The 25,444-nt window shown below is 74.1% G+C and carries 22 protein-coding genes and 3 pseudogenes; 14 read left to right on the top strand and 11 right to left on the bottom strand.

Features of this window, described 5'->3' with window-relative positions; genetic code table 11:
- Positions 1 to 179: 179 nt before the first annotated feature.
- A complete protein-coding gene (locus OHA89_RS33180; protein ID WP_257557988.1) occupies positions 180 to 1,088 on the top strand; it encodes an alpha/beta hydrolase fold domain-containing protein in 909 nt (302 codons plus the stop codon).
- A 9-nt stretch (positions 1,089 to 1,097) separates the two neighbouring features.
- On the opposite strand, the gene OHA89_RS33175 is transcribed toward OHA89_RS33180, so the two are convergent.
- Complete coding sequence (locus OHA89_RS33175) at positions 1,098 to 1,844, bottom strand: class I SAM-dependent methyltransferase (RefSeq protein WP_266611468.1); 747 nt, start codon at positions 1,842 to 1,844, stop codon at positions 1,098 to 1,100.
- 131 nt (positions 1,845 to 1,975) lie between these two features.
- The gene (locus OHA89_RS33170) at positions 1,976 to 2,971 is read right to left on the bottom strand and encodes a LysR family transcriptional regulator (RefSeq protein ID WP_406367775.1); all 996 of its coding nucleotides are present in this window, start codon (positions 2,969 to 2,971) and stop codon (positions 1,976 to 1,978) included.
- A gap of 115 nt (positions 2,972 to 3,086) precedes the next feature.
- Here OHA89_RS33170 and OHA89_RS33165 point away from each other — a divergent pair, with 115 nt between their 5' ends.
- Together OHA89_RS33165 and OHA89_RS33160 are read left to right on the top strand one after the other, a co-directional pair.
- The gene (locus OHA89_RS33165; RefSeq protein WP_266611466.1) at positions 3,087 to 4,568 is read left to right on the top strand and encodes an MFS transporter; all 1,482 of its coding nucleotides are present in this window, start codon (positions 3,087 to 3,089) and stop codon (positions 4,566 to 4,568) included.
- Positions 4,569 to 4,614: 46 nt separating this feature from the next.
- Positions 4,615 to 6,708 carry a SpoIIE family protein phosphatase gene (locus OHA89_RS33160; protein ID WP_406368683.1) on the top strand — a complete coding sequence of 698 codons (2,094 nt, stop codon included), beginning with the start codon at positions 4,615 to 4,617 and terminating at the stop codon, positions 6,706 to 6,708.
- A gap of 20 nt (positions 6,709 to 6,728) precedes the next feature.
- Here the strand turns inward: OHA89_RS33160 and OHA89_RS33155 are convergent, their stop codons facing one another.
- Both OHA89_RS33155 and OHA89_RS33150 read right to left on the bottom strand, forming a co-directional pair.
- Positions 6,729 to 8,534: a glycoside hydrolase family 15 protein gene (locus OHA89_RS33155; RefSeq protein WP_266611464.1), complete on the bottom strand. Its 1,806-nt coding sequence runs from the start codon at positions 8,532 to 8,534 to the stop codon at positions 6,729 to 6,731.
- An 82-nt stretch (positions 8,535 to 8,616) separates the two neighbouring features.
- Entirely contained in the window at positions 8,617 to 9,189 is a 573-nt protein-coding gene (locus tag OHA89_RS33150) for a DoxX family membrane protein (protein WP_266611463.1), read from the bottom strand.
- A 124-nt stretch (positions 9,190 to 9,313) separates the two neighbouring features.
- Between OHA89_RS33150 and OHA89_RS33145 the strand changes: the two genes are divergently transcribed.
- Positions 9,314 to 9,778 (top strand): MarR family winged helix-turn-helix transcriptional regulator, encoded by a 465-nt coding sequence (locus OHA89_RS33145; protein WP_257557981.1) that lies wholly within the window; start codon positions 9,314 to 9,316, stop codon positions 9,776 to 9,778.
- 58 nt (positions 9,779 to 9,836) lie between these two features.
- The gene (locus OHA89_RS33140; protein WP_406368681.1) at positions 9,837 to 10,115 is read left to right on the top strand and encodes a YkvA family protein; all 279 of its coding nucleotides are present in this window, start codon (positions 9,837 to 9,839) and stop codon (positions 10,113 to 10,115) included.
- Positions 10,116 to 10,155: 40 nt separating this feature from the next.
- On the opposite strand, the gene OHA89_RS33135 is transcribed toward OHA89_RS33140, so the two are convergent.
- Positions 10,156 to 10,797, bottom strand: a complete 642-nt coding sequence (locus OHA89_RS33135; protein WP_406367774.1) for an alpha-ketoglutarate-dependent dioxygenase AlkB — start codon at positions 10,795 to 10,797, stop codon at positions 10,156 to 10,158.
- A 138-nt stretch (positions 10,798 to 10,935) separates the two neighbouring features.
- Here OHA89_RS33135 and dhaK point away from each other — a divergent pair, with 138 nt between their 5' ends.
- The 3 genes and pseudogenes from dhaK (at position 10,936) to OHA89_RS33120 (ending at position 13,047) form a co-directional block, all read left to right on the top strand.
- Positions 10,936 to 11,940: a dihydroxyacetone kinase subunit DhaK gene (gene dhaK / locus OHA89_RS33130; RefSeq protein ID WP_406367773.1), complete on the top strand. Its 1,005-nt coding sequence runs from the start codon at positions 10,936 to 10,938 to the stop codon at positions 11,938 to 11,940.
- A gap of 51 nt (positions 11,941 to 11,991) precedes the next feature.
- Positions 11,992 to 12,594: pseudogene (gene dhaL, locus OHA89_RS33125) on the top strand (dihydroxyacetone kinase subunit DhaL); the annotation flags it as partial.
- Positions 12,568 to 13,047, top strand: a complete 480-nt coding sequence (locus OHA89_RS33120) for a PTS-dependent dihydroxyacetone kinase phosphotransferase subunit DhaM (RefSeq protein WP_406368679.1) — start codon at positions 12,568 to 12,570, stop codon at positions 13,045 to 13,047. The pseudogene dhaL and the gene OHA89_RS33120, both read left to right, overlap by 27 nt.
- Positions 13,048 to 13,051: 4 nt before the next feature.
- Here OHA89_RS33120 and OHA89_RS33115 read toward each other — a convergent pair whose 3' ends face one another.
- Entirely contained in the window at positions 13,052 to 13,453 is a 402-nt protein-coding gene (locus OHA89_RS33115; protein ID WP_406367772.1) for an RNA-binding S4 domain-containing protein, read from the bottom strand.
- Positions 13,454 to 13,665: 212 nt separating this feature from the next.
- Between OHA89_RS33115 and modA the strand changes: the two genes are divergently transcribed.
- From modA to OHA89_RS33100, 3 genes are all read left to right on the top strand, one after another.
- Positions 13,666 to 14,487, top strand: coding sequence for a molybdate ABC transporter substrate-binding protein (gene modA, locus OHA89_RS33110; RefSeq protein ID WP_406367771.1), 822 nt, complete (start codon positions 13,666 to 13,668; stop codon positions 14,485 to 14,487).
- Positions 14,488 to 14,674: 187 nt separating this feature from the next.
- Positions 14,675 to 16,642, top strand: coding sequence for an ABC transporter permease (locus OHA89_RS33105; protein WP_406367770.1), 1,968 nt, complete (start codon positions 14,675 to 14,677; stop codon positions 16,640 to 16,642).
- Positions 16,643 to 16,778: 136 nt separating this feature from the next.
- The gene (locus OHA89_RS33100; protein ID WP_266611450.1) at positions 16,779 to 17,594 is read left to right on the top strand and encodes a DUF4328 domain-containing protein; all 816 of its coding nucleotides are present in this window, start codon (positions 16,779 to 16,781) and stop codon (positions 17,592 to 17,594) included.
- Between the two features lie 10 nt (positions 17,595 to 17,604).
- On the opposite strand, the gene OHA89_RS33095 is transcribed toward OHA89_RS33100, so the two are convergent.
- The gene (locus tag OHA89_RS33095) at positions 17,605 to 19,674 is read right to left on the bottom strand and encodes a SpoIIE family protein phosphatase (RefSeq protein ID WP_266611448.1); all 2,070 of its coding nucleotides are present in this window, start codon (positions 19,672 to 19,674) and stop codon (positions 17,605 to 17,607) included.
- Here OHA89_RS33095 and OHA89_RS33090 point away from each other — a divergent pair.
- On the top strand, positions 19,673 to 19,966 hold the full coding sequence (locus tag OHA89_RS33090; RefSeq protein WP_406367769.1) for a hypothetical protein: 294 nt from the start codon (positions 19,673 to 19,675) through the stop codon (positions 19,964 to 19,966). The genes OHA89_RS33095 and OHA89_RS33090 overlap by 2 nt on opposite strands.
- On the opposite strand, the pseudogene OHA89_RS33085 reads toward OHA89_RS33090, so the two are convergent.
- Positions 19,963 to 20,313: pseudogene (locus OHA89_RS33085) on the bottom strand (response regulator transcription factor); the annotation flags it as partial. The gene OHA89_RS33090 and the pseudogene OHA89_RS33085 sit on opposite strands and share 4 nt — an antisense overlap.
- A 293-nt stretch (positions 20,314 to 20,606) precedes the next feature.
- Between OHA89_RS33085 and OHA89_RS33080 the strand changes: the two are divergent.
- Positions 20,607 to 20,849, top strand: a complete 243-nt coding sequence (locus OHA89_RS33080; protein ID WP_266611444.1) for a hypothetical protein — start codon at positions 20,607 to 20,609, stop codon at positions 20,847 to 20,849.
- Between the two features lie 299 nt (positions 20,850 to 21,148).
- Here OHA89_RS33080 and OHA89_RS33075 read toward each other — a convergent pair.
- Positions 21,149 to 22,429, bottom strand: a pseudogene (locus OHA89_RS33075) (DUF6777 domain-containing protein); the annotation flags it as partial.
- Between the two features lie 93 nt (positions 22,430 to 22,522).
- Here OHA89_RS33075 and OHA89_RS33070 point away from each other — a divergent pair.
- Positions 22,523 to 23,809, top strand: a complete 1,287-nt coding sequence (locus OHA89_RS33070) for a streptophobe family protein (protein WP_266611442.1) — start codon at positions 22,523 to 22,525, stop codon at positions 23,807 to 23,809.
- Between the two features lie 40 nt (positions 23,810 to 23,849).
- Here the strand turns inward: OHA89_RS33070 and OHA89_RS33065 are convergent, their stop codons facing one another.
- Positions 23,850 to 24,815: a serine/threonine-protein kinase gene (locus OHA89_RS33065; protein WP_215148522.1), complete on the bottom strand. Its 966-nt coding sequence runs from the start codon at positions 24,813 to 24,815 to the stop codon at positions 23,850 to 23,852.
- Positions 24,815 to 25,441 carry a hypothetical protein gene (locus OHA89_RS33060; protein WP_266611440.1) on the bottom strand — a complete coding sequence of 209 codons (627 nt, stop codon included), beginning with the start codon at positions 25,439 to 25,441 and terminating at the stop codon, positions 24,815 to 24,817. The genes OHA89_RS33065 and OHA89_RS33060 overlap by 1 nt, the downstream gene beginning before the upstream one ends.
- Between the last annotated feature and the right edge of the window lie 3 nt (positions 25,442 to 25,444).

The following is a 25,444-nucleotide window of genomic DNA, read 5'->3' as shown; positions in this document are numbered from 1 at the left end:
GAGCGCGGGGGCGCGCGGACGGCGTCGGTGACGGTCACCAATCTGCCGAGGTGCGTGGTGATCAGTCCATCGAGACTTTCTTAAGCGGGTCGACAGCCCAGCTTCACGCCTATGCTCCTCCGATGACGGGGTAGGGTCCCGGGCCGGGGGCGGCCCGGGGAAAAGGGGAGGTGAGGGGCGTGCCGAGTCTGCGCAGCAGGGCGCTGTCGGTTGCGCTGATCGCGGCGGGACGGCGAAGACGGTTCGCGAGCGTCGAAGCGGTACGGACCCGGGTGGCCGAGTCCGCCCGCCGGCCCGCTTCCCATCTGCCGCCGCGCTCGCTGGGGCGGGTCGCGGACATCTCGCGGACCTTCGTCGGGGCCTGGCCGGTGTACGACGTCTCCCCGCAGGGGAGCGAGCCCGTGGCGCAGGTGCTGTACGTGCACGGCGGCGGCTACATCAACGAACTGGTCCGCCCGCACTGGGCGCTGATCCGGACCCTGGTCACGCAGGCGCGGGCGCGGGTCGTCGTACCGGCCTACATCCTCGCCCCGCGCGGGACCGCCGACCGGACGGTCCCGGTCGCCGCCGACCTGCTCAGCGGCCTGATCGCGAGCGGGGGCGAGGGCGGGACCGTGCTCATCGGGGACTCGGCCGGGGCCGGGCTGGCGCTGGCCGCCGCCCAGCGGCTGCGGGACCGCACCGGGGCGCAGCCCTCCCGCATCGTGCTGATCTCGCCGTGGCTGGACGTGACCATGAGCCATCCGGACCAGGCGGGCATCGAGGCGGACGATCCGATGCTGGCCCGCTCGGGGCTGCGGGAGGCCGGGCGCCTGTACGCCGGGACCCTGGCCGCCGACGATCCCCGGGTGAGCCCGCTGCACGGGTCCTTCGAGGGGCTGGCGCCGCTGACGGTGTTCACCGGGACCCGGGACGTGCTGACCACGGACAGCAGGGAGCTGGTGCGACGGGCCCGCGCGGCCGGGGTGGAGGTGGAGTTCCACGAGGAGGCGGGGCTGCCGCACGTGTACCCGCTGCTGCCGCTGCCCGAGGGGCGGGCGGCGCGCGACCGGATCGTCGAGCTGATCCGGTCGGCGGCGGAGCAGTGAGCCCTTGCGCTACGCCACGCAGGTCATCAGGGAGCTGATCGGCCAGGCGCGGTACGCCGTCCAGTACGCGTCGTCGCGCACGTGATCGGCGGGCGGGGTCCGGTTCGGCTGCCAGCCGATGGTGCTGAAGCCCGCTTCGACGGCCGCCTCGGCGAGCTCGGCGTGGGCCCACTCGTGGAACTCGAAGGGCAGCGGCGGGTCGACGAGGAAGTGCGCCTTCAGCAGCGGCGCGTCGCCGGTCGGGACCCGGTCGAGGATGCGGACCCCGTACGGCGACCAGTCCACGCGGGGAAACGCCCCGGCGTTGGGCACGATGGCGAGCAGCCGCCCGCCCGCGCGCAGGCTGGAGCGGACGGAGCGGAACATCGCGTGCAGTGATGCGCGGTCGGGCGTGTGATTGAAGGGGTAGACGGCGGTGGCGAGGTCGAACGGCCCGAGGTCGGGGAGGCCGGCGGCGTCGGCGACGTGGTATTCGATGTTCCCGGGGGCCGGCCGGTCCTGCTCCGCGTCGTGCTCGCGGGCCAGCCTGATCATTTCCTCCGAGGCGTCCACCCCTACGGTCCGCCGGGCGCCGCCGCGGGCCAGCAGGCGGGTGTTGTAGCCGTAGCCGCAGGCCAGGTCGAGGGCGTCGAGCCCGCGTACCCCGCCGAGGGCGTCCAGGGCTCCGTGGAGCGTGTAGGTGTCGGCCGCCGAGAAGGCCGCCGTGGTCCTGGACTCGGCGTACCGCTCGCCGAGGGTGTCGTACTGGAACCGCATGCTCTGCCTTCCGGTGGCCTTCCGGCGGGGGGATGGGACGCGTGCGTATCGTGCCCCGCGGCGCGCCCGCCGCGCGGGCCGTACACCCGTGCGTCCCCCGGACGAGGGAAGCGGTCGGCCTATCGCGGGTGCTAGGGAGTGTCCGGGGAGGTGCCCGTCGCCGCAGGCCCCGGCAGCAGTTCGCGCGTGCAGGTGCGCAGCCAGGCGTGCGCCGGGTCCGCGTCGTGACGCGGGTGCCAGGCCATGCCGAAGGGCAGTGTCGGCAGATCGAGCGGGATCTCGAAGGTCTCCAGGTCCAGCGCGGCGGCGAGCGGTACGGCCTGGGTGGTGAGCAGTCCTACGAGGTCGCTCTCGCGCAGGACGAACAGGGAGGCGGGGAAGGTGCCCACGCTGCCCACCACCCGCCGGGACAGGCCCTGTTCGGCCAGGGCGGTGTCCACCGGGCCCTGCAGGCGGCCGCGCCGGGAGGCGATCAGGTGTTCGGCGGCGGCGAACCGGCGCGCGGTGATCCGGCCGCGGAGCAGCGGGTGGCCGCGCCGGACCACGGCCAGCATCCGCTCGTCGGCGAGGTGCTCCACGCGCACTTCGGGGGAACGGGTGTCGACGACGCCGAGTTCCAGGTCGGCGACGCCCTCGCGCAGCGCCGGGACGTCCACGTGGCTCTCCCCCAGGAAGCGCAGCCGCACCCCCGGCGCCTCGCGGGTCACCCGGGTGAGGAGGGCGGCTCCGTAGACGGCGGTGAAGGCGTCGTTCGCCAGCACGGTGAAGGTGCGGGCGAGCGTGGACAGGTCCACCTGCCCGCCGGTGAGGAAGAGGGCGCGGGCCCGTTCCACGACGGCCCTGACCTCGCCCTGGACGGCGAGGGCGTGCGGGGTGGGCACCATGGTCCGCCCGGCCCGGACCAGGACGGGGTCGCCGAGGGCGTTGCGGATCCGGCCGAGGGTGCGGCTCATCGCGGGCTCGGAGAGGTGCAGGCGGGCGGCCGCCCGGGACACGCTCGTTTCGTCCAGGAGGACGTCCAGGGCGACGAGGAGATTCAGGTCCAGGCCGGAGCCGGATCCTGGTCCGGTTAGGGCCCGGGTTCCGGCTCTGGTTCCGGCTCGGGTTCCGGATTGCGTCACGCGCATTCATTCCTTGCACAACTTGCACTGGAAAGCAGGTCGCCCCAACTCTACGGTGAAGCAGAGGTCTTGACCCCTCGCCCGCTCTTCCCACTCTCATCACCGACTCCCAGGAGGAGCCGTGCTCCGCCATGCCCTGACGCGGGATCCCGCCGCGCCGCCCGCACCCGCTCCGACCGCCCTCACCCGGCCCGCCCTGCTCGTCCTGTGCGCCTGCGTCCTGGTCGCCCAGGGCATGGTCGCCGCCGTCAACCTGCTCATCCCGCAGCTCGCCGCGTCCACCCTGCGTCCGAGCCCGGGCGAGCTGCTCTGGGCGGTCGACGCGTACGTCATCGTCTTCGCCGCGCTGCTGATCCCGGCCGGGGCCCTCGGCGACCGGTACGGACGCAAGGGCGCCCTGCTGGCCGGACTCGGACTGTTCGCCGCGGGCGGGGCCCTCAGCGCCCTCGCACAGACCCCGGCCGTACTGATCGCGGGCCGGGGCCTCTGCGGGGCCGGCGCGGCCCTGATCATGCCGGCCACCATGTCCGTCCTGGTTCACCTGAGCCCGCCCGAGCGCCGCGGCCGGGCCCTGGCCACCTGGACGCTGGCCGCGGGCCTCGGGGGCCTGGCGGGCAATGTCGGCGGCGGCCTGGCCGGGGAGTTCCTGACCTGGCGGGCCCTGTTCTGGGCCGTCGTCCCGCTGGGCGCGCTGCTCGCCGTCGCGGTCGCCCGTACGGTTCCCCGTACGCCCTCGCGGCCCGACGCCGCCGTCGACCCCCTGGGCGCGGCGCTGCTCGCCGGGGCGCTGTTCGCGGTGGTCTACGGGATCATCGAGGGGCCCGCGTACGGCTGGGCCTCGGTGCGGGTGCTGACGGCCTTCGGCGCCGGGGCCGGGCTGCTCGCGGCGTTCACCGGCCACGCGCTGCGCGCCGCCCGCCCGCTGCTCGACCCGCGGATCTTCGCCTCGCGCAAGCTGCGCGCCGGGGCGCTGGGCATCGGCACCGGCTTCTTCGGGCTCTTCGCCCTGTTCTTCGTCAACGCCCAGTACCTCCAGTACGCGAAGGGGTTCTCCCCCGCCGCGACCGGCCTCGCGATCGTCCCGCTGACCGTCGGCATGGCCCTGGTGCCCCGGTTCGGAGCGCGGCTGCAGGAGCGGACCGGGCCCCGGCTGCCGGTGGGTGCCGGGCTCGGGCTGATCGGTGCGGGGCTGCTGCTGGTCTCCACCGCCGACGCGGGCACCCCGTACGCCCTGTACGCGCTCTACCTGCTGGTGCTGTCCGTCGGCACCGGGCTGTGCGCGCCCTCCCTGACGCTGACGGTGGTCGCCGAGCTGCCGCCGCACCAGGCCGGGCTGGGCTCCGGGCTGAACACCGCGGCCCGGGAGATCGGCGCCGCCCTCGGGGTGGCGGTGGTCGGCACGGTGCTGGCCTCCCGGTTCCACGGGAACCCGACGGATCCGGCGCAGGTCGCCGCCTTCACCGACGCGATGGGGGCCGCGCTGCGGACGGTGGCCGTGGTGCTGCTGCTCGCGTCGGCCGCGGTGGTGGCCGGGTACCGGGACGCCGGGCGGGACCGGGCCGGGCGTCCGGGTGCGGCCACCACGGCCGAAGGCGCATCCTGACGGTGTGACGGCGAGACCGGACAGTGCCGGCCCCGCCCCTGATGCCATGGCCCAGGTGCTCGCGCGGGCCACGGTCGAGGTGGTGACGGCCGTCGGCGGGTACGCGGGCGGGGTGTACCTGCGCTCCAGCCAGGAGGGCGTGCTGCAGATGGCCATGCTCACGGGGCTCCCGGGGCCGCTGTTCCGGCCCTGGTGGCGGATGAACGTGAGCCGCCCCTATCCGGCGGCGGAGTCCTACCGCTCCGGGCAGTCCGTGCACCTGGCCGACGCGGAGGCGTCCATGCGCCGCTTCCCGCAGCTGGTGGCGGGGCTGCCCTTCCCCTTCGCCTCGATGTTCGAGCCGGTGACGTCCGGTACCCAGCGGTTCGGCGTACTGATGGTGCTGCGCCCGGCCACCCCCGGGGTCCCGGTGGGGCCGGAGGACCGCGAACGGCTGCGTGAGGCAGCGGACCGGCTGGCCGGGGAACTCGCGCAGCTGGCGGCGGCCGGCGATCCGGTGATCTGGGACGGCGACCCGCTGTACGCGGAGCGGCCCGCCGCCGGCGAGGGTGCCGGGGAGACCGTGGACCGGCTCGCGCAGGCCGTGCTGTCCGTGAACCGGCAGGGCAGGATCGACTACGTCAACACCGCCGCCGAGAGGCTGCTCGGCATCGTCGGCCCCGAGCTGCGCGGCCGGATGCTGTGGGAGGCGCTGCCCTGGCTCGCTCATCCCGCGTACGAGGACCACTTCCGGGCCGTCTTCATGTCCACCGAGCCGGTGCACTTCCCGGCCCGGCGCGGCCGCCAGAGGCCCGCCGAGTGGGTGTCGGTGGACCTGTACCCGGGCGCCGACGGGGTGACCGTGACCATCGGCGCCACCGAGACACCCGCCTACGCGCCCACGTCGACGGCCGATCCGGGAGGGGGCCTCGGCTCCCCCGCCGACCAGGCCTCCGCGTTGTACCGGCCGGTGGCCCTGGCCATCGCACTGACCGAGGCGGTCACCGCCCGCCAGGTGTCGGCGGTCGTCACCGAGGAGCTGCTGCCGGCCTTCGGCGGCCGCCAGCTGGCGATCTACCTGCTGGACGAGCGGCATCTGCACCTGGCGTGGGAGACCGGTTTCCCGCAGGGCTTCCTCGACCGGTTCGACGGGGTCGCGCTCGATGTGCGGCTGCCGGGCGTGGAGACCCTGACCTCGGGCCGGCCGTTGTTCTTCGAGTCGATGGAACACCTGGCCGCCGCCTATCCGGGCATCCCCCTGGACGCCCATGTCGGTGCCCGTGCGTTCCTGCCGCTGATCGCGTCCGGCCGCCCGGTCGGCTCGTGCATCCTGGGCTTCGACACGCCCCGCGGTTTCAGCCCGGAGGAGCGTACGGTGCTCACCGCCCTGGCCGGGCTGATCGCCCAGGCCCTGGAACGGGCCCGGCGCTACGACAGCGAGGCGGCGCTCGCCGCCGGACTGCAGTCCGCCCTGCTGCCGCACCGGCTGCCGGTGCACGGGCAGGTGGAAACGGTGGCCCGCTACCTGCCCGGCACCCAGGGCATGGACATCGGCGGGGACTGGTACGACGTAGTCGAGGCCGGCGGCGGGCTGCTGGCCCTGGTCATCGGGGACGTGCAGGGGCACGGGGTGGCGGCCGCCGCGACCATGGGCCAGCTGCGCAGCTCCGTACGGGCCTTCGCGCTGACGGGGAGCGCGCCCGACGAGGTGATGCGCGGTACCAACCAGCTGCTGATCGACCTGGACCCGGGCCAGTTCGCCAGCTGCTGCTACGTGTTGCTGGACCCGGCGTCGGGCTCCGCCCAGGCGGTCCGGGCCGGACACCCCCAGCCGCTGCTGCGTCACCCCGACGGGCGGACGGAGGTGCTGGACCTGGCCGGCGGGGTGGTGCTCGGCATCGACCCGGGGGCCTCGTACCCGATCACGGAACTGCGCCTCGCGACGGGCTCGGTGCTGGCCCTGTACACGGACGGGCTGGTGGAGAAGCCGGGCATCGACATCGACGTCGGGGTGGAGCGGCTGCGGTCGGCGCTGGCCGCGGCCCTGCCGACCCCGCTGACCGAGACGGCCGACCGGCTGATCAGCGAGGCGGGCACCACCGCCGACCGGCCGGACGACATCGCCCTGCTGCTGGCGTTCCGGACGGGCGGAGCCGCGTAGTCCCGGCAGCGGGTCCGTCGTCAGCCGGAGCCGCGGCCGGCGGGTTCGTCCTGGGCCAGGGTGAGGGCGGTGTTGACCAGGCCGACGTGGCTGAAGGCCTGGGGGAAGTTGCCGAGTTGGCGCCCGGAGACGGGGTCGTACTCCTCGGCGAGGAGTCCCACGTCGTTGCGTACCGTCAGCAGCCTCTCGAAGAGGGCGCGGGCCTCCTTGCCCCGCCCCGTCATGTGCAGGGCGTCGGCCAGCCAGAACGAGCAGGCCAGGAAGGCTCCTTCGTCGCCGGGCAGGCCGTCGACGGCGGGACCTTCGGTGCTGTAGCGGCGGACCAGGCCGCTGCGGCCGAGCTCCTCCCGGACGGCGTCGACCGTGCTGATGACGCGCGGGTCGTCGGGCGGCAGGAAGCCGACCCGCGGGATGAGCAGGGTCGACGCGTCGAGCTCGCGGGAGCCGTAGTACTGGGTGAAGGTGCCCCGTTCGGGGTCGTATCCGTTCTCGCACACGTCGCGGTGCACCTCGTCCCGCATGGCCCGCCAGCGCTGTACGTCGCCGGGCATCGAGGGGTCGTTCTCCAGGGTCCTTACGGCCCGGTCCGCGGCCACCCAGGCCATCACCTTGGAGTGCACGAAGTGGCGGCGCGGGCCGCGCACTTCCCACAGGCCTTCGTCGGGCCGGCGCCAGTTGCGCTCCAGGAAGTCGAGGAGCGCGAGCTGGATCCGCCAGGCGTGGTGCTCGGAGGCGAGCCCGGCGCACCTGGCGAGGTGCAGGGAGTCGATGACCTCGCCGTACACGTCGAGCTGGAGCTGGTCGACCGCCGCGTTGCCGACGCGTACGGGGGCGGAGGAGGCGTAGCCGCGCAGCCAGGGCAGGTCGGTCTCGGGGATCCGCCGCTCTCCGGCGATCCCGTACATGATCTGGAGGTCGGCGGGGTCACCTGCGACCGCGCGCAGCAGCCAGGTCCGCCAGGCGCGGGCCTCGTCGAGGAAGCCGGTCGCGAGGAGCGCGTCGAGGGTGAGGGTGGCGTCGCGGAGCCAGCAGTATCGGTAGTCCCAGTTGCGGACCCCGCCGATCTCCTCGGGGAGGGAGGTGGTGGCCGCGGCGACGATGCCGCCGGTCGGGGCGTAGGTGAGGGCCTTGAGGGTGATCAGGGAGCGCGTCACGGCCTCCCGGTAGGGGCCCTCGTAGCGGCACTGCCCGGTCCATTCCCGCCAGTCGGCGAGGCTCTGGTCCAGGGCCGCGTACGGGTCGATGGGCTCGGGGCGCGGCTCGTGCGAGGGGTGCCAGGTGAGCACGAAGGCGACGCGCTGTCCCGCCGAGACCGGGAACTGCGAGCGGGTGCTGTTCTCCTCGCCCCAGGTGCGGACGGGCGGCTCGCTGCGGAACCAGGCGGAGTCGGGCCCGGCGATGGCGACCCGGTCGGCGTCGGAGCGGCGGACCCAGGGGACGACGTGGCCGTAGTCGAAGCGCAGGCGCAGGGTGCTGCGCATCCTGACGAGGCCGGTGACGCCCTCGACGATGCGGATGACGTCCGGGGCGCTCTCGCGCTGGGGCATGAAGTCGATGACCTTGACGGTGCCGGTCCCGGTCTCCCAGTAGGACTCCAGGACCAGCGAACCGTCGGCGTAGGCCCGGCGGGTGCACCGCTCGCCGTCGGCGGCGTCGAGGGGCGCGATGCGCCAGTGGCCGTTCTCCTCGTCGCCGAGGAGCTTGGCGAAGCAGGCCGCGGAGTCGAAGCGCGGCAGGCACAGCCAGTCGATGGACCCGTCGCGACCGACCAGACCGCTCGTCATCAGGTCGCCGATGAGTGCGTAGTCTTCGATGGGTTGTGTCATTTGTGCGCCCTTCCCCCGAATGCCCGGGGCCAATCAGCCCAGGCCCCGGACACCCCCGCGCACCGGGACGGGTCCTGGGGTCCTAGCTGCGTACGAGCAGCAGCACGGCGGCGAGGACCACGCCCAGGGTGACGGCGAGGGCGCCGTGGGCCAGGCGGTGGCTCCGCAGGACCGGCAGGAAGCGGTCGACGGCGTACCGGCCGGGGCCGGTCAGGGCGAGGGCGGCGGCGCCCGCGACCAGCAGCAGTTCGTACTCGATGCCCTTGGGGGCGAAGAAGGATCCGGCGCCGTGGACGGCGATCGCGTTGATGAGGGTGCCGACGATGGCGGCGCCCGCGAGCGGGGTCAGCAGTCCGAGCGCGAGGCCGAGGCCTCCCAGGGTCTCGGTCAGGCCGGCGAGGACGGCCATGGCGTCACCGGCGGGGTATCCGCTGGCGGTGAAGAACTGGCCGGTGCCGCTGATGCCGCCGCCCCCGAACCAGCCGAAGAGCTTCTGGGAACCGTGCGCGGCCATGGTCAGGCCGAGGACCAGGCGCAGGAGCAGCAGCCCGCTGTCGTGGCCCGGGGTCGAGAGGGCGAGGGGGCCGGCGGAGCCGGGCTGGGCGGCCGGTGCGGGGGCCTGCGGCTTCGTCGTGGCGACGGAGGGGCTGGTCATGGGGGGATCCTTCCGGTCGGGCGGCCCGAGGGGACGGAGTGGGCAGGAGTTGTTCAAATTCGAACCGCCGAGCACCGACCCTAACCTTTGATTCAAATTGGAACAACCCGTGTAGGCTGGGGTCATGGCTGAAACGAGATGGCTGGACGACCGCGAGAAGCGGGCCTGGAGTGGATTCCTGGCCGCCTCGGCCTTGGTGAACCGCCGTCTCGACCAGCAGCTGAAGGACGACTCCGGGCTCTCGCACCCCCAGTACGAGATCCTCGTACGGCTCGCCGCGGCCCCCGGCCGCGAGCTGCGGATGACCGAACTGGCCAATGGCCTGATCAACTCCAAGAGCGGGCTGACCTACCAGATCACCCAGATGGAGAAGGCCGGCCTGGTCCGCCGCCGCAGCTGCCCCTCCGACGTGCGCGGGGTCTTCGCCGTCCTCACCGAGGCAGGCAGCGCCCTGCTCGACCAGGCGGCGCCCGGGCACGTGACAACGGTCCGGGAGATCCTCATCGACGTCCTGACCCCCGAACAGCTCGACGCGCTCGCCGACGGACTGGGCGAGGTCGGCCGGCGCCTGCGCGCACAGGAGGCCTGAGTGGTACGCGGGTCCGCAGGGCGGGTATAGGGGCCACGTGGACGGAAACACCTGGTTCATGCTCGCCGCGGTCGTCGCGGCCGGACTCGCGATCGCCGCGGCCGTGCTGCTCGTACGGGTCCTCAGTGCCCGGCGACTGCTCCTCGACGCCGGGATCCCGCTGCGCGACAAGGCCCTGTTCTGGGTCGCCGTGATCTACACCGTCTCACCGGTGGACCTGATTCCGGACCCGGTGTACCTGGACGACATCGGACTGCTGATGCTGGCGCTGCGGTCGCTGCACGCGGCTGCCGCCGCGACGACGGCCCGGCCGCTGAAGGAGCCCGACAGGGTCTGACCGCGGCCGGGGCCTGGGCTTGAGCTTGGGCCTGGGCTTGTCACATCACGCCGCGGGGGCGGAACTGCACGCTGATGCGGGGGCCGACGGCCCGCGTCGACTTGGGCACCGCGTGCTCCATGGTCCGCTGGCAGGAGCCGCCCATGACGACGAGGTCGCCGTGACCCAGCGGCAGCCGCAGCAGGGTGGCCCCGCCGTCGCGCGGGCGGAAGGCGAGGTCCCGGGGATCCCCGACGGAGACGATCGCGACCATGGTGTCCTCGGTAGCGGAGCGGCCGGTCCGGTCGCCGTGCCAGGCCACGCTGTCGCGACCGTCGCGGTAGAGGCACAGCCCGGCGGTGGCGAAGGGCTCGCCGAGCTCGGCGGCGTAGTGACGGCTCAGGGCCTCGCGGGCCTCGGCGAGGGCGGGGTGCGGAAGGGCCTCGTCCGCTGCATAGAAGGCGAGCAGCCGGGGCACCTCCACCTCGCGCTCGTACATCTGCCGCCGCTCGGCCCGCCAGGGCACCTCGGCGGCCAGCCGCTCGAAGAGCGCGTCGGCGCCGCTCAGCCAGCCGGGCAGGTGATCGACCCAGGCCCCGGCCCCGAGCGCGGTGCGCCGGATGCCGGTGAGCGGCCCGAGCCGGATCTCGTCGCCCTGGTCGAAGAGGGAACCCTGAAGGCCCATGCCCTGTACTGCGTGCATGACCCCACCCTAACCCCGAAACCGAACACCTGCACGAATACGGCGTGGCCGGGTCCGCCCCGATCACGGCGCACACCACGAAATGAGCCCCGTACTGCGCCAGACTTCTCCTCAGGCCGAGCTTCCTGGGAGACAACCGTGAAGATGCTGATCAACAGTCCGGACACCGTGGTCGCCGACGCCCTGCGGGGGATGGCGGCCGCCCACCCCGAGCTCGACGTCGACGTGGAGCGGCGGGTCGTCGTACGGCGGGACGCGCGGGACGGCGGGCGGGTCGGGGTGGTCTCCGGGGGCGGCTCCGGGCACGAGCCGCTGCACGCCGGGTTCGTGGGGTACGGGATGCTGTCCGCCGCCTGTCCCGGGGAGGTGTTCACCTCACCCGTGCCCGATCAGATGCTGCGGGCGGCCGAGGCCGTGGACTCCGGGCAGGGGGTGCTGTTCGTCGTCAAGAACTACACCGGTGACGTGCTGAACTTCGAGATGGCCGCGGAGCTCGCCGAGGAGGACGGCCGGCGGGTCGAGCGCGTACTGGTCAACGACGACGTCGCCGTGACCGACAGCCTGTACACCGCCGGGCGGCGCGGCACCGGGGCCACGCTCTTCATGGAGAAGATCGCCGGGGCGGCGGCCGAGGAGGGGGCGCCGCTGGAACGGGTCGCGGCGATCGCCCGGCGGGTCAACGAGTCCTCGCGCAGCTTCGGCGTGGCGCTCACCGCCTGCGCCACGCCCGCCAAGGGCAGCCCCACCTTCGACCTGCCCGACGGGGAGCTCGAGTTGGGCGTCGGCATCCACGGGGAGCCGGGCCGGGAGCGGCGGCCGATGATGCCCGCGCGGGAGATCGCCGAGGTCGCGCTGGCCGCCGTACTGGAGGAGCTGGCGGAGGTGTCCCCGGCCGACGGGCCGGTGCTGGCCCTGGTCAACGGCATGGGGGCGACGCCGCTGCTGGAGCTGTACGGGTTCCACGCCGACGTGGCGCGGCTACTGGACGCGCGCGGAGTGCCGGTGGCGCGGACACTCGTCGGGAACTACGTCACCTCTCTCGACATGGCGGGATGCTCGGTGACGCTGTGCCGGGCCGACGAGGAACTGCTGCGATTGTGGGACGCCCCGGTGCAGACGCCCGCGCTGCGCTGGGGCCGCTGACCGTAAGGTGGCCGTGGGCCCGGCCAGGTTGATCCGACACGAGGAGATCCGGTGCGTGACGCAGACTTCTTCCGGCGCTGGATGACGACCACGGCGGCCGCCGTGGAGCGCGAGGCGGACCGGCTGACCGAACTCGACTCGCCCATCGGGGACGCGGACCACGGGAGCAACCTGCTGCGGGGCTTCACCGCGGTACGGGCGGCCCTGAGCGCGGAGGCCCAGGCGGAGGCGACGCCGGGCGCGGTGCTCCAGCTCGCCGGACGGACCCTGATCTCGACCGTCGGCGGCGCCTCGGGGCCGCTGTACGGGACGCTGCTGAGGCGTACCGGCAAGGAGCTCGGAGAGGCCGCCGAGGTCTCCGACGAGGTGCTGCGCGAGGCCCTGTACGCGGGGGTGGGCGCGGTGGCGCAGCTGGGCGGGGCGGCGCCGGGCGACAAGACGATGCTGGACGCCCTGGTCCCGGGGGTGACCGCGCTGAGCACCTCGTACCGGGCGGCCGCGGACGCGGCGGAGCACGGGGCCCTGGCGACGGTACCGCTGCGGGCGCGCAAGGGCCGGGCCAGTTACCTGGGCGAGCGGAGCATCGGGCACCAGGATCCGGGCGCGACCTCGTCGGCACTGCTGCTGGTGGCGCTGGCGGACGTGGTGGACGACCTCGGGTTGACGACCCCCGCGCCGGGCGCCGGGCCGGCCTCCGCGGAAACGGAGGCCGGCCTGGTCGGCATCGTGCTGGTGTCGCACAGCGAATCCGTCGCTGAGTCGGTGGCGGAGCTCGCCCGGGGCCTGGCGGCGGGCGGCCCGATGGCCCCGGTGGCCGCGGCGGGCGGAACGGTCGACGGCGGCCTCGGCACGAGCGCGGAGCGCATCCTCGCGGCCGCGCGGGAGGTGGACCGTGGCGCGGGTGTCGCCCTGCTGGCGGACCTGGGCAGCTCCGTGCTCACCGTGAAGTCACTGCTGGCGGAGGGTGAACTGCCGGCGGGGGCCCGCCTGGTGGACGCGCCGTTCCTGGAGGGCGCGGTGGCGGCGGTGGTGGCCGCCTCCGCCGGCGCCCCCCTGCCGGCGGTCGAATCGGCCGCGGGCGAGGCGTACGAGTACCGCAAGGCGTAGGGAGTCAGCGGCCGCGGAGGGTCTCGATCTCCCGGCGCTCGCGCTTCGTCGGGCGGCCGGCACCGCGGTCGCGGATGCCCACCACCGCGGCCTCGACGGGGCTCGGCGGCGGCGGGCTCTTGTCGATCAGGCACTCGGCGGCGACCGGAGCGCCCACCCGCTTGGACACGGGCCGGCGGACCACGACGATGCGCTCCCGCCCCGCGTGGAAGAGCCGCACCTCGTCGCCCGCGCGCACGGGCTGCGCCGGTTTGGCGCGCTCCCCGTTGACCTTCACGTGCCCCGCCCGGCAGGCGGTCGCCGCCGTCGAGCGGGTCTTCGTCAGGCGCACGGACCAGATCCACGCGTCCACCCGCACGGATCCCATGTCCGTTCCCGTTCCGGTTCCCGTTGCCTCATCAGCCATGCCCCGACTTTAGCGAGGCGGGCACGGAATGACCGAAGGACTTTCGGCGGATATCACAAGGGGTATGGCATCTGCCATGTAGATGAGCCCAAGCCAATTGCAAATGCGCCACGGGTGGCTCTACCTTGTCGCACGTGCAGTCCCGCCGCATACAGGACCGCCCCGGTCCCGGCACAAGACCGGCCGCCGACCTCACCGAGGAGCATCCACCCATGTCGCCGACCCTGAACCGCCGCCGTGCCGCCGCCGCCGCGTTGACCGCCGCCCTGCTCGTCCCGCTGGCCGCCTGCGGCAACGGCAGCGGGGACACCAAGCCCGCCGCCGGCTCCTCCGGCAACGCGTCGAGCTCCGCCTCCGCCGAGCCCAAGGCCGCGAACCTCACCGTCCTCGCCGCCTCCTCCCTCACGGACGTCTTCAAGACCGCGGGCGCCGCCTACGAGAAGGCGCACCCCGGCACGAAGGTGACCTTCTCCTTCGCCGGTTCGCAGGAGCTCGCGGCGCAGGTCAAGCAGGGCGCGCCGGCCGACGCCCTGGTCACCGCCGACACGAAGACCATGGACGGCCTCAAGGGCGAGACCGGCGACGCCAAGATCATCGCCAAGAACCGCCTGGTCATCGCGGCGGGCAAGGGCAACCCGTTCAAGATCGCCGCCCTCAAGGACCTCGCCGACACGAAGATCAAGGTCGTGCTCGCCGCGCCCGAGGTCCCGGTGGGCCGCTACAGCAAGGAGATCCTGGACAAGCAGGGCGTCACGGTGAAGCCCGTCTCCCAGGAGCCCAACGTCCGCGCCGTGCTCAGCAAGGTCGAGCTGGGCGAGGCCGACGCGGGCCTCGTCTACAAGACCGACTCCGCCAAGTCGGGCGACAAGGTCGTCGCCGTGGACATCCCGGACGACCAGAACGCGGTGGCCTCCTACCCGGCCGCCGCGCTGAAGCAGTCCAAGAACCCCGAGGCCGCGGCCGCGTTCGTTGCCTGGCTGAGCACCCCGGAGGCGCAGAAGATCCTCCAGGACGCGGGCTTCCAGCAGGCGTAGGCCCGCGGGCGGCAGGCCTCGCCTGCCGCCCACCGTCTGCCGTCTGCCGTCGCGCGGTGTGAGGGGCTGCCCGGTCCGGGGGGACGGGCAGCCCTTCTCCGTGCCCGCGGCAGGCCCTCTCCGTGCCCGCGGCAGGCCCGCGTACGCTTCCCGCAGCCGCCCCCGAGCCAGGAACCCGAGCACCTCCATGAGCAGACTCCGCACCCGCACCCGGCCACCGCTGACCCTCGCGATCCCCGCGCTGCTCGCCGTCGCGTTCCTGCTGCTGCCGCTGATCGGCATCCTCACCCGAACCCAGTGGAGCGAGCTCGGCGCCCACCTGAGCAGCCCCGGCGTGGTCCAGGCCCTGCACCTCTCGCTCGTGGTGTCCCTCTGGGCCCTCGGCCTCTCGCTGCTCCTCGGTGTCCCGCTCGCCTGGCTGCTGGCCCGCGTGGAGTTCAAGGGCAAGGCACTCGTCCGCTCGCTCGTCCTGCTGCCGATGGTGCTGCCGCCGACCGTCGGCGGTGTCGCCCTGCTGCTCGGCTTCGGCCGGCGCGGTCTGCTCGGGCCCTGGCTGGAGGAGAGCTTCGGGATCACCCTGCCCTTCCACACGTCGGGCGCCGTCGTCGCGGCGACGTTCGTGGCGATGCCCTTCCTCGTCATCAGCCTGGAGGGCGCCCTCGGGGGGCTCCGGCAGAGCTACGAGGAGACCGCCGCCTCGCTCGGCGCCTCGCCGGTCCGCGTGTTCTTCACGGTGACCCTGCCGATGGTGGCCCCCGGCCTGGTCGCCGGCGCCGCGCTCACCTGGGCCCGCGCGCTCGGCGAGTTCGGCGCGACCATCACCTTCGCCGGGAACCTGCCCGGCACCACCCAGACGCTGCCGCTCCAGGTGTACCTGCTGCTCCAGGACGAGCCCGAGGCCGCCACCTCCGTCTCCCTGCTGCTGCTGGCGATCGCCATGGCCGTGCTGATCGCGCTGCGCGGCCGCTGGACGGGCGCTCCCGTCCCCCGCAAGCCCGCCGGGGCGCCGCCGGTGGCCGAGGAGCCGTCCGTACCGTCCGTACCCGCGCCCGCCGGTGAACCGGCGGCGGACGTACTGGCGGAGGTCGTACCGGCTGAGGTTCTACCGGCCGCGGCCGGAGCCTGGTCCCTGCACGCCACCGTCACCGGCTTCAACCGGCTCACCCTCGACGCCGAACCCGGTACCACGATCGCCGTCGTCGGCGAGAACGGCGCCGGCAAGACCACCCTGCTGCGCGCCCTCCTCGGCCTGACCCCGCGCGCCCACGCCGACCTCAGGCTCGGGGACACGGACGTCACCGACCTGCCCCCGCACCGGCGGCAGGTCGCCTGGGTCCCGCAGGACGGCGCGCTGTTCCCGCACCTGAGCGCGCTGGCCAACACCGCGTACGGGCTGCGTGCCCACGGGGTGCGGCGGGCCGACGCCCGGCGCGAGGCACGGACCTGGCTGGACCGGCTGGGCGTCGGGCACCTCGCCGAGCGCAGGCCCGCCCAGCTGTCCGGCGGCCAGGCCCAGCGCGTCGCCCTCGCCCGCGCCCTGGCCGCCCGCCCCCGGCTCCTGCTGCTCGACGAACCGCTCGCCGCCCTCGACCAGACGACGCGGGCCCACGTCCGGCACACCCTGCGCACGCACCTGGCCGGCTTCGGCGGGGTCTGCCTCATCGTCACGCACGATCCCGTCGAGGCGGTCTCGCTGGCCGACCGGGTCCTCGTACTCGCCGACGGGCAGACCCTCCAGGACGCGCCGCCCTCCGAGGTGACCCGGCACCCGCGCTCCCCGTGGGTGGCCCGGATGCTGGGGCGCAACGCCTGGCCGGGCATGGCGTCGGCGGACGGACTGGCCCTGGCCGCCGGGGGCCGCCTTGTCGTCGCCGAGGCGCTGCCCGAGGGGGCGCAGGCCCTCGCGATCATCGCCCCGGAGGCGGTGTCCGTGCACCGGGACCGCCCGGGCGGCAGCCCCCGCAACGTCTGGCCGGGCACCGTACGGGAGATCACGGCGGTCGGCAGCCGGCTGCGCGTGCTGATCGCCCCGGACGAGGCGCCGGACCTGGTCGCGGAGATCACCCCCGAAGCGGCCGCCGAACTGGGCATCGTCGACGGCGCCCAGGTGTGGACGAGCGTGAAGGCGACCGAGGTCACGCTCGTACGCCTGTAGCCGCTGGTGCCCACCGGTGACCCTTGGAATCGTTTGGACGCAGGTCAGCGGGCTGACATATGTTTCGGCGGTTGCCTGCGCGCCCGTCGGCAGGCGCGATCCGCATGTCACACGTTCCCGTGGGGGGTACTCCGTCATGTCCTTCAGCGCGCCCGGTTCACCGCCGCCGCCCGACCGGCCGCCGTACGCCGCGGCCGCCCCGTACCCGGCGCAGCCGTATCCGGCGCAGCCCTACCCGGCGCAGCCGTACCCCGGGCAGCCCGTGTATCCCGGCCCGCCGCCGCCCCGTGACGTGCTGCGTTCTCCGCAGGGCCTCGCGACGGCGCTGACCGTGCTGCTGTCCGTCGCGGCCGCGGTCAACCTGTTCTCGGCCGGCTCCAACCTGTTCGCCTGGTCGCTGATGAAGGACCTGATCGCCGACCCCGACCAGGTCGCGGACGACACGCTCGACCTGTCGGACATGCTCACCGCCTTCGCCGGGAGCGTCCAGCTCCTGGTGCTGCTGGGCACGGGCACCGTCTTCATCATCTGGTTCCACCGCGCACGCGTGAACGGCGAGATCTTCCGCCCCGACGCCTTCACACAGGGGCGCGGCTGGGCCATCGGCGCCTGGTTCATCCCCGTCGGCCACCTGTTCCTCCCCTACCGGACCGCGCGGCAGATCTGGACGGCCAGCATCCAGCTCGGGCCCGACGGCTCCTACCGCCACGTCTCCACCGCTCCCCTCACGGCCTGGTGGGTCGTCTGGGTCGTCGCGGCGTGCGTCGACCGCGTCTTCGCCCAGATGTACAAGCGCGCCGAGACCCCCGAGGCCCTGCGGGACGCCTCCGCCGTCGGCATCGTCTCCGACCTGATCATGGTCGCCGCCGCGGTACTCGCCGTCCTCTTCGTCCGCAAGCTCACCGCCCTGCAGAACACCAAGGCCGTGCAGGGCCCGTACGCCGCCGTCTGACCTCCGGCGTTCAGCTTGGCTGCTCCGGGGCGGTGACGGCGAACTCGCACCACACGCACTTGCCGCCGCCCCGGGGCTCCACGCCCCAGGCGTCCGCGAGCCGCTCCACCAGCAGCAGCCCGCGTCCCGACACCGCCCAGTCCCCCGCCTCGCGCCGCCTCGGCAGGGCGCTGCTGGTGTCCTCGACCTCGATGCGGATCCGGCCTTCCGCCGTCAGCCGCATGCCGACGTCGGCGCCGTCGTCCGTGTGGACCAGGGCATTGGTGATCAGCTCGTCCGCCGCGAGTTCGATCTCGTCGGCCCGTTCCCGTGCTCCCCAGGCGGCCACGGCCGCCCGGATCAGGTGCCGGGCCATCGCCGGGGCCTCCGGATCGCCGGGTTCCAGCCGCTGGCGCAGCGGACCGCCGCCGCGCCCGGTGGGAGTGCCGCGGCGGCGCAGGACGAGCAGGGCCATGTCGTCCCCGCCGCCCGCGTCGCCGACCAGGTCGCACAGCACGTCGGCGAGTTCCTCCACGTCGACCGGGCCGCCGCGGGCCGCGGCCATGAGCTCGCGCATGCCGGTGTCCGGGTCCGCTCCGGGCCGTTCGATCAGGCCGTCCGTGCACAGCAGCAGGGTGTCACCGGGGTGCAGTTCGAGGCTGGTGACCGGGTACCCGGAGCCGGTCCCGGACTGTTCGCGGGGCGGCAGGCCGAGCGGCAGGCCGCCCGCCACCTGGATCCGGTGGCAGCTTCCGTCCCCGCGCCGCACCACCGGGTCGAGGTGGCCGGCTCGGACCATCCGGAGCATCCCGGTGGTGAGGTCCAGTTCGGCGTACGTGCAGGTGGCGAAGCGGTCCGTCTCCAGCTCGCGCAGGAAGGCCGAGGCCCGCGCCATGGCTGTGCCGGGGGTGTGCCCCTCGGCGATGTAGGCGCGCAGCACGATGCGCAGCTGGCCCATGACGGCGGCCGCGTCCGTGTCGTGCCCCTCCACGTCGCCGATCATCACCCCGACGCGGCCCTCGCCGAGCGGGATCACGTCGTACCAGTCGCCGCCGATGTCCCGCCCCATCCGTGCGGACCGGTACCGCACGGCGATCCGCGCACCGGGGACCTCGGGGATCCGGCGGGGCAGCATGGCCCGCTGGAGGCCCTCCGCCAGGTCGTGCTCCTGCTCGAAGAGCATGGCGCGCTGGAGGCTCTGTGCGATGCCGCTGCCGAGCGCCATCAGCAGGTTGCGCTCCTCGGCGGTGAAGTCGCCGTCGCGCGTGTAGAGCAGCCCGAGTGCGCCGATGGGCCGTCCCTGGGCGATCAGCGGCAGGTAGGCCCCGCTGCGCACGGACAGCGGCTCGATGTACGGCCACAGCTGCGGGTAGCCCAGCTGGAACTCCTCCCGTGAGGCGAGGTAGACCGGCTGCATGGTGCGTACGGCCTCGCTCATCGGGAACTGCGCGTCGATCCGCGTGTACTCGATCTCGGGCACGTACGAGCCCAGCTGCCCCTCGGCGACCAGGTGGATGCGAGCGCCGTCCACTACGCCCAGCATCACGCTGACGGCGCCCAGGTGCCCGAGGGCCTCCGGGTCCTTGAGGACGTCGGTCACGTCGTTGACGGTGCGGGCGTGGGCGAGGATGGCCGTGGTCCGCTCGACGACGCCGGTCATCCGGCGCCGGTCCTCGGCCTGCTCCCCGGCGGCGCCGGGCTCGCCGGGGTCGTGGGCGGCGTCGCGGAGGATCCCGATGACCCGGTACGGGCGCCCGCCCGGGTCCCGCACGATGTGCCCCTGGATGTGGATCCAGGCCAGGGTTCCGTCCCGGCGGCGGCCGCGGACGTAGGCCCCGTAGTGGCTGTGGCCGTCCTTGAGGGCCTGCGCGACGCGGGCCTCGAGCCGGGCCTCGTCGGCGGGCGGGATGCGGGGGCGCAGTCCGGCGGTGGTCCCGTCGAACTCGTCCGGGCGCAGGTCGAGGACCTCGAGGGCGGTCGGGTCGAGGAACATCCGCCCGCTGTCGAGGTCCCAGTCGAAGGTGCCCATGCGGTTGAGCGCCAGGCTCGTATCCGGCCGCGCGGGCCAGTCGACCTCGGGATTCTGTCCCCACTGGGCCATGCAGCCAGCGTCTCACGGCCAGGGCTCGCGCGGGGGCCCGAGCGGCGCCTGGCCGTCCGGCCGTACCGGGACCCGCTCGCCCTCGGCCCGCTCTTTCCGGGACCAGGACCCGGAGCCGGCCGCCGCCCCGACGGCAGCAGTGCGGGCCGCCCCGACGCCCGCCCGGCGGACCTTGCCGGCCGTCCTCGACCCCGAGCTCGCCGAACGCCCCGCCCGGGCCTCTTCCGGCTGGTGGGCCGTGACGGCCGTACTGCTCGCCGCGCCTGCCACGCCGCCCTCGCCGGGCGGCTAACCGTCCGGCGTGGTCGCGTCGTGGACCAACAGGGCGATCTGGACACGGTTGTTGAGGTGCAGCCGGGCCAGGATCCGGGACACGTGCGTCTTCACGGTCGGCAGCGCCAGATGCAGTTCCCGCGCGATCTCCGCGTTGGACAGGCCGCGCCCGACCGCCAGGGCCACCTCCCGCTCGCGCCCGGCCAGCAGCTCCAGCCCTTCCCGGGCGGCCGCCCGGGTGTCCTGGCCGGTGCCGGACGCGACCCGCTCGATGAGCCGACGGGTGACCGCCGGGGAGAGCACCGGGTCCCCGGCGGCACCGCGAGCTGCACCGGCCAGCGCCGCCGCAGCAGCACCGCCGCGCAGGCCAGTCCGCCGGCCGCCTGGTCGGCTGCCCGCCACGCGGGGCCGATGCTGTCCGCCACCGGGATGGACTGCGAACTGACGGCCGCGAAACAGGCGGCGAAGAGGACGAGGGCCAGGTCGGCGGCCCAGTCCCGGCGGGTGCGGTGGATGCGGTGGATGCGGCGCATGTCCCGGAAATCTACGCGGACCCCGCCGTGACCGGGCTTCCGCGCTGCGAACCGGATACTTAGGTACCACCCGTCGCCGCCCAACGGCCGATCCGCCGCCCGGCGCCGCCCGCCTACCGTCGGAGCATGACCTCACCCCCACCGAAATCCCCCGTGACGGCCGTGTCAGGGCTGCTCTCCTTCGTCCTCGTCGTCGGCGGCGCGAGCGGCCTGCTGCACGAATGGCTCGACTGGATCCACTTCATGGGCTTCGTCCGCTTCCTCGTGCCCGAGGGCTACGAGATCTTCGGTTACGTGGTGATGGTGGTGCTCGGGCTCGCGGTGGGCGCGGCGGGCGACGCGCTCGCCGGACGGCAGCGGCGTACGTAGCTCCGCCGGCAGGCCGGGCCGCCTCCCCCGCGTGGAGGAGGCGGCCCGGGACGCTGCTACTGCTCAGGCTGGTTCTGGTTCTGCTGGTTCTGCTGGTTCTGGTTCTGCTCGTTCTGGTTCTGCTCGTTCTGGTTCTGCTGCTCCTGGTTCTGCTGCTCCTGGTTCGGCTGCTCCGGCGACGGCGGAGGCGCGACCGTCGGCACCTCGGGCGCGGGAGTCGGCAGCGGGGCCGTGGACACCGGCACCTCGGGCGAGGGCGGCAGGGACTGCGGTTCCACCGAACGCGGCTTGGTCGCCGGCGGCGAAGACGCGGGCTCGGTCGCCTCGGACGGCGACGCCGAAAGCGACTCCGGCGGGGACTCCGAAGGCGACTCGGACGGAGACTCCGAGGGCGACGCCGAAGGCGACTCGGAGGGCGACTCCGACGGCGACTGGGACGGGGACTCCGAAGGCGAGGTCGACGGCGTCACGGAAGGCGACTCGGACGGGGACTTCGACGGGGACTCCGAGGGCGTGACGGTCGGCGTCGGCGACGGCGTCACGGTCGACGTCGGGGTGCCCGTCGGGTGCGTCGGCGTGTGCGTCGGGTGCGTCGGCCTGTGCGTCGGGTGCGACGAAGTCGGAGTCGGGAACACGGGCGGCGGCACCGGCCTGTCGTGCTTGCCGTGGTGGTCGCCGCGGTCGCGCTCGTACCAGTGCCGGTTGTGGCGGTCGTAGATCACGAACGTGTTCACGACGGTCACCGACGGTGCGATGACGACCACCTGCGCGGGCTGGTACGAGTTCCACACCTGCCCGAAGCGCTTCGGATTGGCCTTGAGCGCCACCGGCGGCCCGAGCGGGTTCCCGCACGCGCACCGCACCCGCGGCACCCCGCGGTCGTCCACGAGCACGGCCGTCCCGGCCTGGAGCACGGCCTGGTAGGGGTTGAGCTTGCCGTCCCGGTAGCCGTGGTTCGTGACCCGGGTGTCCATCCGCAGCTGCACGGGGGTGAGCGAGCGGAGGTAGCCGGGGACGGCCGCCGGCTGGATGCCGAGGGCCGAGGCGAAGGCGGCGTTCTTGGACGGATTCGCGGACAGGTCCTTGATCAGCTTCTCGACGTCGCAGCTGGCGACGTTCTTGGTGCCCTCGTACACCCCGGGCGAGGACCCGCTGACGGTCCGGGTGCCCGTGGTGACGGTGGCGCCCGTGGCGGCCGGCGTCCTGCTACCGGACGGTGGCGGGCTGTCCGGCGGCGGCGTGGCGTCGCGCGACGCGGTCGACTCGGTGAACGGGTCCGGGCCCGACGCCGCGGCCGGCTGGAGGAACACCTCGCCGCCCGCGGCCGTACCGCCGCCGGGCCTGGTCAGCACCACGGCCAGGGCCACGGCCGCCGCTACCGCGACGAGTGCGGTGACGAGCCGGGGTACGGACCGCCACCAGGGACCTTTGGCCGGTCCGCCGGGGCCGCCCGCGCCACCGGGCGGCGCCGACGGTGGTGGGGGCGGTGGGGGCCCCTGCTGCCCGCCCGAGAGCGGGCCCGATGGCGGCCCGGTGGGGCGTTCTGACGAGGGCGGTCGGCCGGAGGGTTGCGTGGTCACGGGCTCTCCTTTGCAGGAGGAGTGAGTTCCCTGCGGACCATTGTGTGCGCCGTCCGGGTGGTGCCCGCAAGCCGAGAGTGCCACGGTTGCAGGGTGAGCCAGACACCGAGATCACCATCGTCCGGGGGCTCCGCGGGGGCATGGCGCGACGCCCTCGTCGCCGTGGTCGCGGCTTTCGCGGTGATGACCGCGGTCGCCTCGGCCGGCCTGGCGTGCGCGGGCGCGGGGGACCTGCCGGGCGGCGCGTTCCCCCGTGTCGTCGCCGCGGTCGTCGTGATGGCGGCCGGCGGTTCGGTAGAGGTGACGGGCAGCGCCGGTTCCCTGGCGGGGGCGGACGCGAGCCTGTCGGTGCTCCCGCTCTCGGTGAGCCTGGCCGGCGCCCTCATGGCCGGCTACTGCTTCCTGCGCCCCCTGCACAACCGGGCGGTGGCCCGGCCCCGCGAACTCATCGGACGGGCCGTCCCGTTGATCCTGCTGTGGCTCCTCGCCCTGACCGGCGCCGCGCTCCTCGCCCGGCAGACCTTCGGCATCTCCACCGGCGATTCCCCCATTGGAGTGATCGGCGAACTCCTCGACTCCTCGCCGACGGTGGGTTTCCGGGCCGACCTGCCCGTCACGCTCTTCTTCGGACTGCTTTGGATCTTGGGCCTGTTGCTGGTCGCCCTGCTGGTCTCGCGCCGCGCACCGCTCCCGACCGGGCTGGTCCGCTTCCACGCGGCGGTGCGCCCGGCGGCCTTCGCCACGGTCGTGCTCCTGCTCGCGTACGTCGCCCTCGGCATCGGGGTCGGCGTGGTCGTGGCCGCGACCCAGGGCCATGCCGCCCAGACCCTGGCCGTGATCCTGCTGGGCCTGCCGAACCTGGTCTGGCTCGCACTGACCCTGGGCTTCGGCGGTGCCTGGGAGGGCAAGGTCGAGGGCCCCTTCGGGCTGCCGATGCCGCAGTTGCTGGACCAGGTCCTGCGCGGCTCCGACCTGTCCACGGTCGACGTGGCCGCGCTCGCCGAGCGGGACTCCCGGGCGTGGTGGCTGGTGGTGGTGGCCGCCGTCCTGCTGCTGGGCACGGGCGTGCTGGCGGCCGTATGGTCCCCCGCGCACGTACGCCCCTGGAAACACGCGCTCCATCTGGGTGTGGCCCTGGCCCTCGCGACCCTGATGATCTGTCTGCTGGCGCGGATCCAGGCCCAGTTCGGGCTCTCCCTCCTGGGCATCGGGGATGTGGGCGGCCTCGGCGGCACGGTGGAACTCAACCCCGTCCTGTGGCGCACGGTGGGCCTCGCCCTCCTCTGGGGCGCGGTGGCGGGCTTCCTGGGATCTCTCCTGGCCCGCCCCCTCCACCACCGCGGCCCCGAGGACGAACCCGCCCCGGTCCCGCACTCCTGAGCCACCCGCACTCCTGAGCCACAACTCCCGAGCCGCACGCCTAAGCCGGCCGTCCGAACACCGGCAGCGCCCACCGCGGCGGTGACGGGGCCGCGTCCTGCGACGCGGGCACCACGCGCGTCGACGGACGGACGGGGGACGAGCCGGCGCTGCGCAGGGCCGCGGTGAACTCCAGGCAGGTGCTCCAGCGGTCCTCCGGGGACTTGGCCAGTGCCTTCGCCAGGACCTCGTCCAGCGCCCCCGGCAGCCCGGGCCGCCGCGAGCTCAGCGGGGGCGGGGGATCGTACTGATGGGCCCACAGCAAGGCCATGTCGTCGTCCCGCTCGAAGGGCGGGCCGCCGGCGAGGGTCTCGTAGACCACGCACCCCAGGCTGTACACGTCGCACCGGCCGTCCACCGGCTTGCCGGCGATCTGCTCCGGGGCCACGTAGTCCAGCGTCCCGACGAACTGCCCGACGCTCGTGAACCCGCTCAGCGACAGCGATTTCTTCGTCAGTCCGAAGTCCGTGAGGTACACGTGCTCGGGGTGGTCGCTGTCCGTGCCCTGCGCGACCAGGATGTTGCCCGGTTTCACGTCCCGGTGCACCAGGTCGTGGTCGTGCGCCGCGTCCAGCGCCGAGGCGACCTGCCCCGCGATCCGCGTGGCCGTGTCCAGCGGGAGCGGCCCGGTGCGGTTCAGCATCGCCCGCAGGTCCCGCCCGGCGACGTAGCGCATCGCGATGTACAGCAGTCCTTCCGTCTCACCCGCCTCGAAGACGGGCACGATGTGCGGGTGGTCGATGGCCGCGGCCACCCTCGACTCGAACGCGAACCGCTGCCTGAAGGTGTCGTTCCGGGCCAGTTCGGGTGCCAGCAGCTTCAGCGCCACGGTCCGGTCCAGGCGCAGGTCCCGCGCCCGGTAGACGACGGCCATCCCGCCGCGCCCGATCTCGCTCTCCACCAGGTATCCGGCGATCTGCTTCCCCCGCAGGTCGGACGGGGGCCCGCCGACCGGATCCGGCTCCATCACCCGTCCCCGGGCTCGGGCGTGTCGACGATGCGGGTCGGGGCGTGCCCCACCGACTGCTCGGGCTCCGCGTCGAGCTGGACCGCGACCGGGTCGGGCGCCGGCGGCTGGGGCCCGGGCGAGGCGCCCGGGCCGGCGACGGCCGCGTAGGTCGCCAGGCGGGTCCCGTCGCCGTACATCCATCGCCCTGCCCGCTCGTCGTAGAGCCACACGGCCTCCCCGTCGATGACGATCCCGGCGCGCAGGCCCCGTACGGTCCGGCGGAAGGCCTCGCTGTCGGTACGCCCGGCGGCGAGTTCGGCGACGGCCCGCCGGTAGCGGTCCAGGGCTTCGGCGCCGCGGTCGAGCTGCGGCCCGGGGTCCTCGGCGCGCCCCGGGGGCTGCCCTCCGGCGGTGGGCGGCGGCTGCGGTACGGAGAGCAGCAGCCGCCCGTCCACCCAGGCGGACCAGCCGTTGGCGCACAGGACCTCCCCCCAGTCGCCGCGCCGGGACAGCAGCTGTACGGGGAGGAAGGCGTCGAGCGGCACGGTGGGGTGGGACACGTCCGGGGTCTCCCACGCGGGCAGGCCCTCCTGCGGGACGATGTGGGTGGGCCGGAAATCCTCGACCGCGTCGGGGCTGGTCATGGA

This window comes from Streptomyces sp. NBC_01546 (genome assembly GCF_045208355.1).
Classification (GTDB): Bacteria; Actinomycetota; Actinomycetes; order Streptomycetales; family Streptomycetaceae; genus Streptomyces.
Note: the sequence above shows the minus strand (reverse complement) of the source record. Positions and strands in the feature narration are given on the sequence as shown.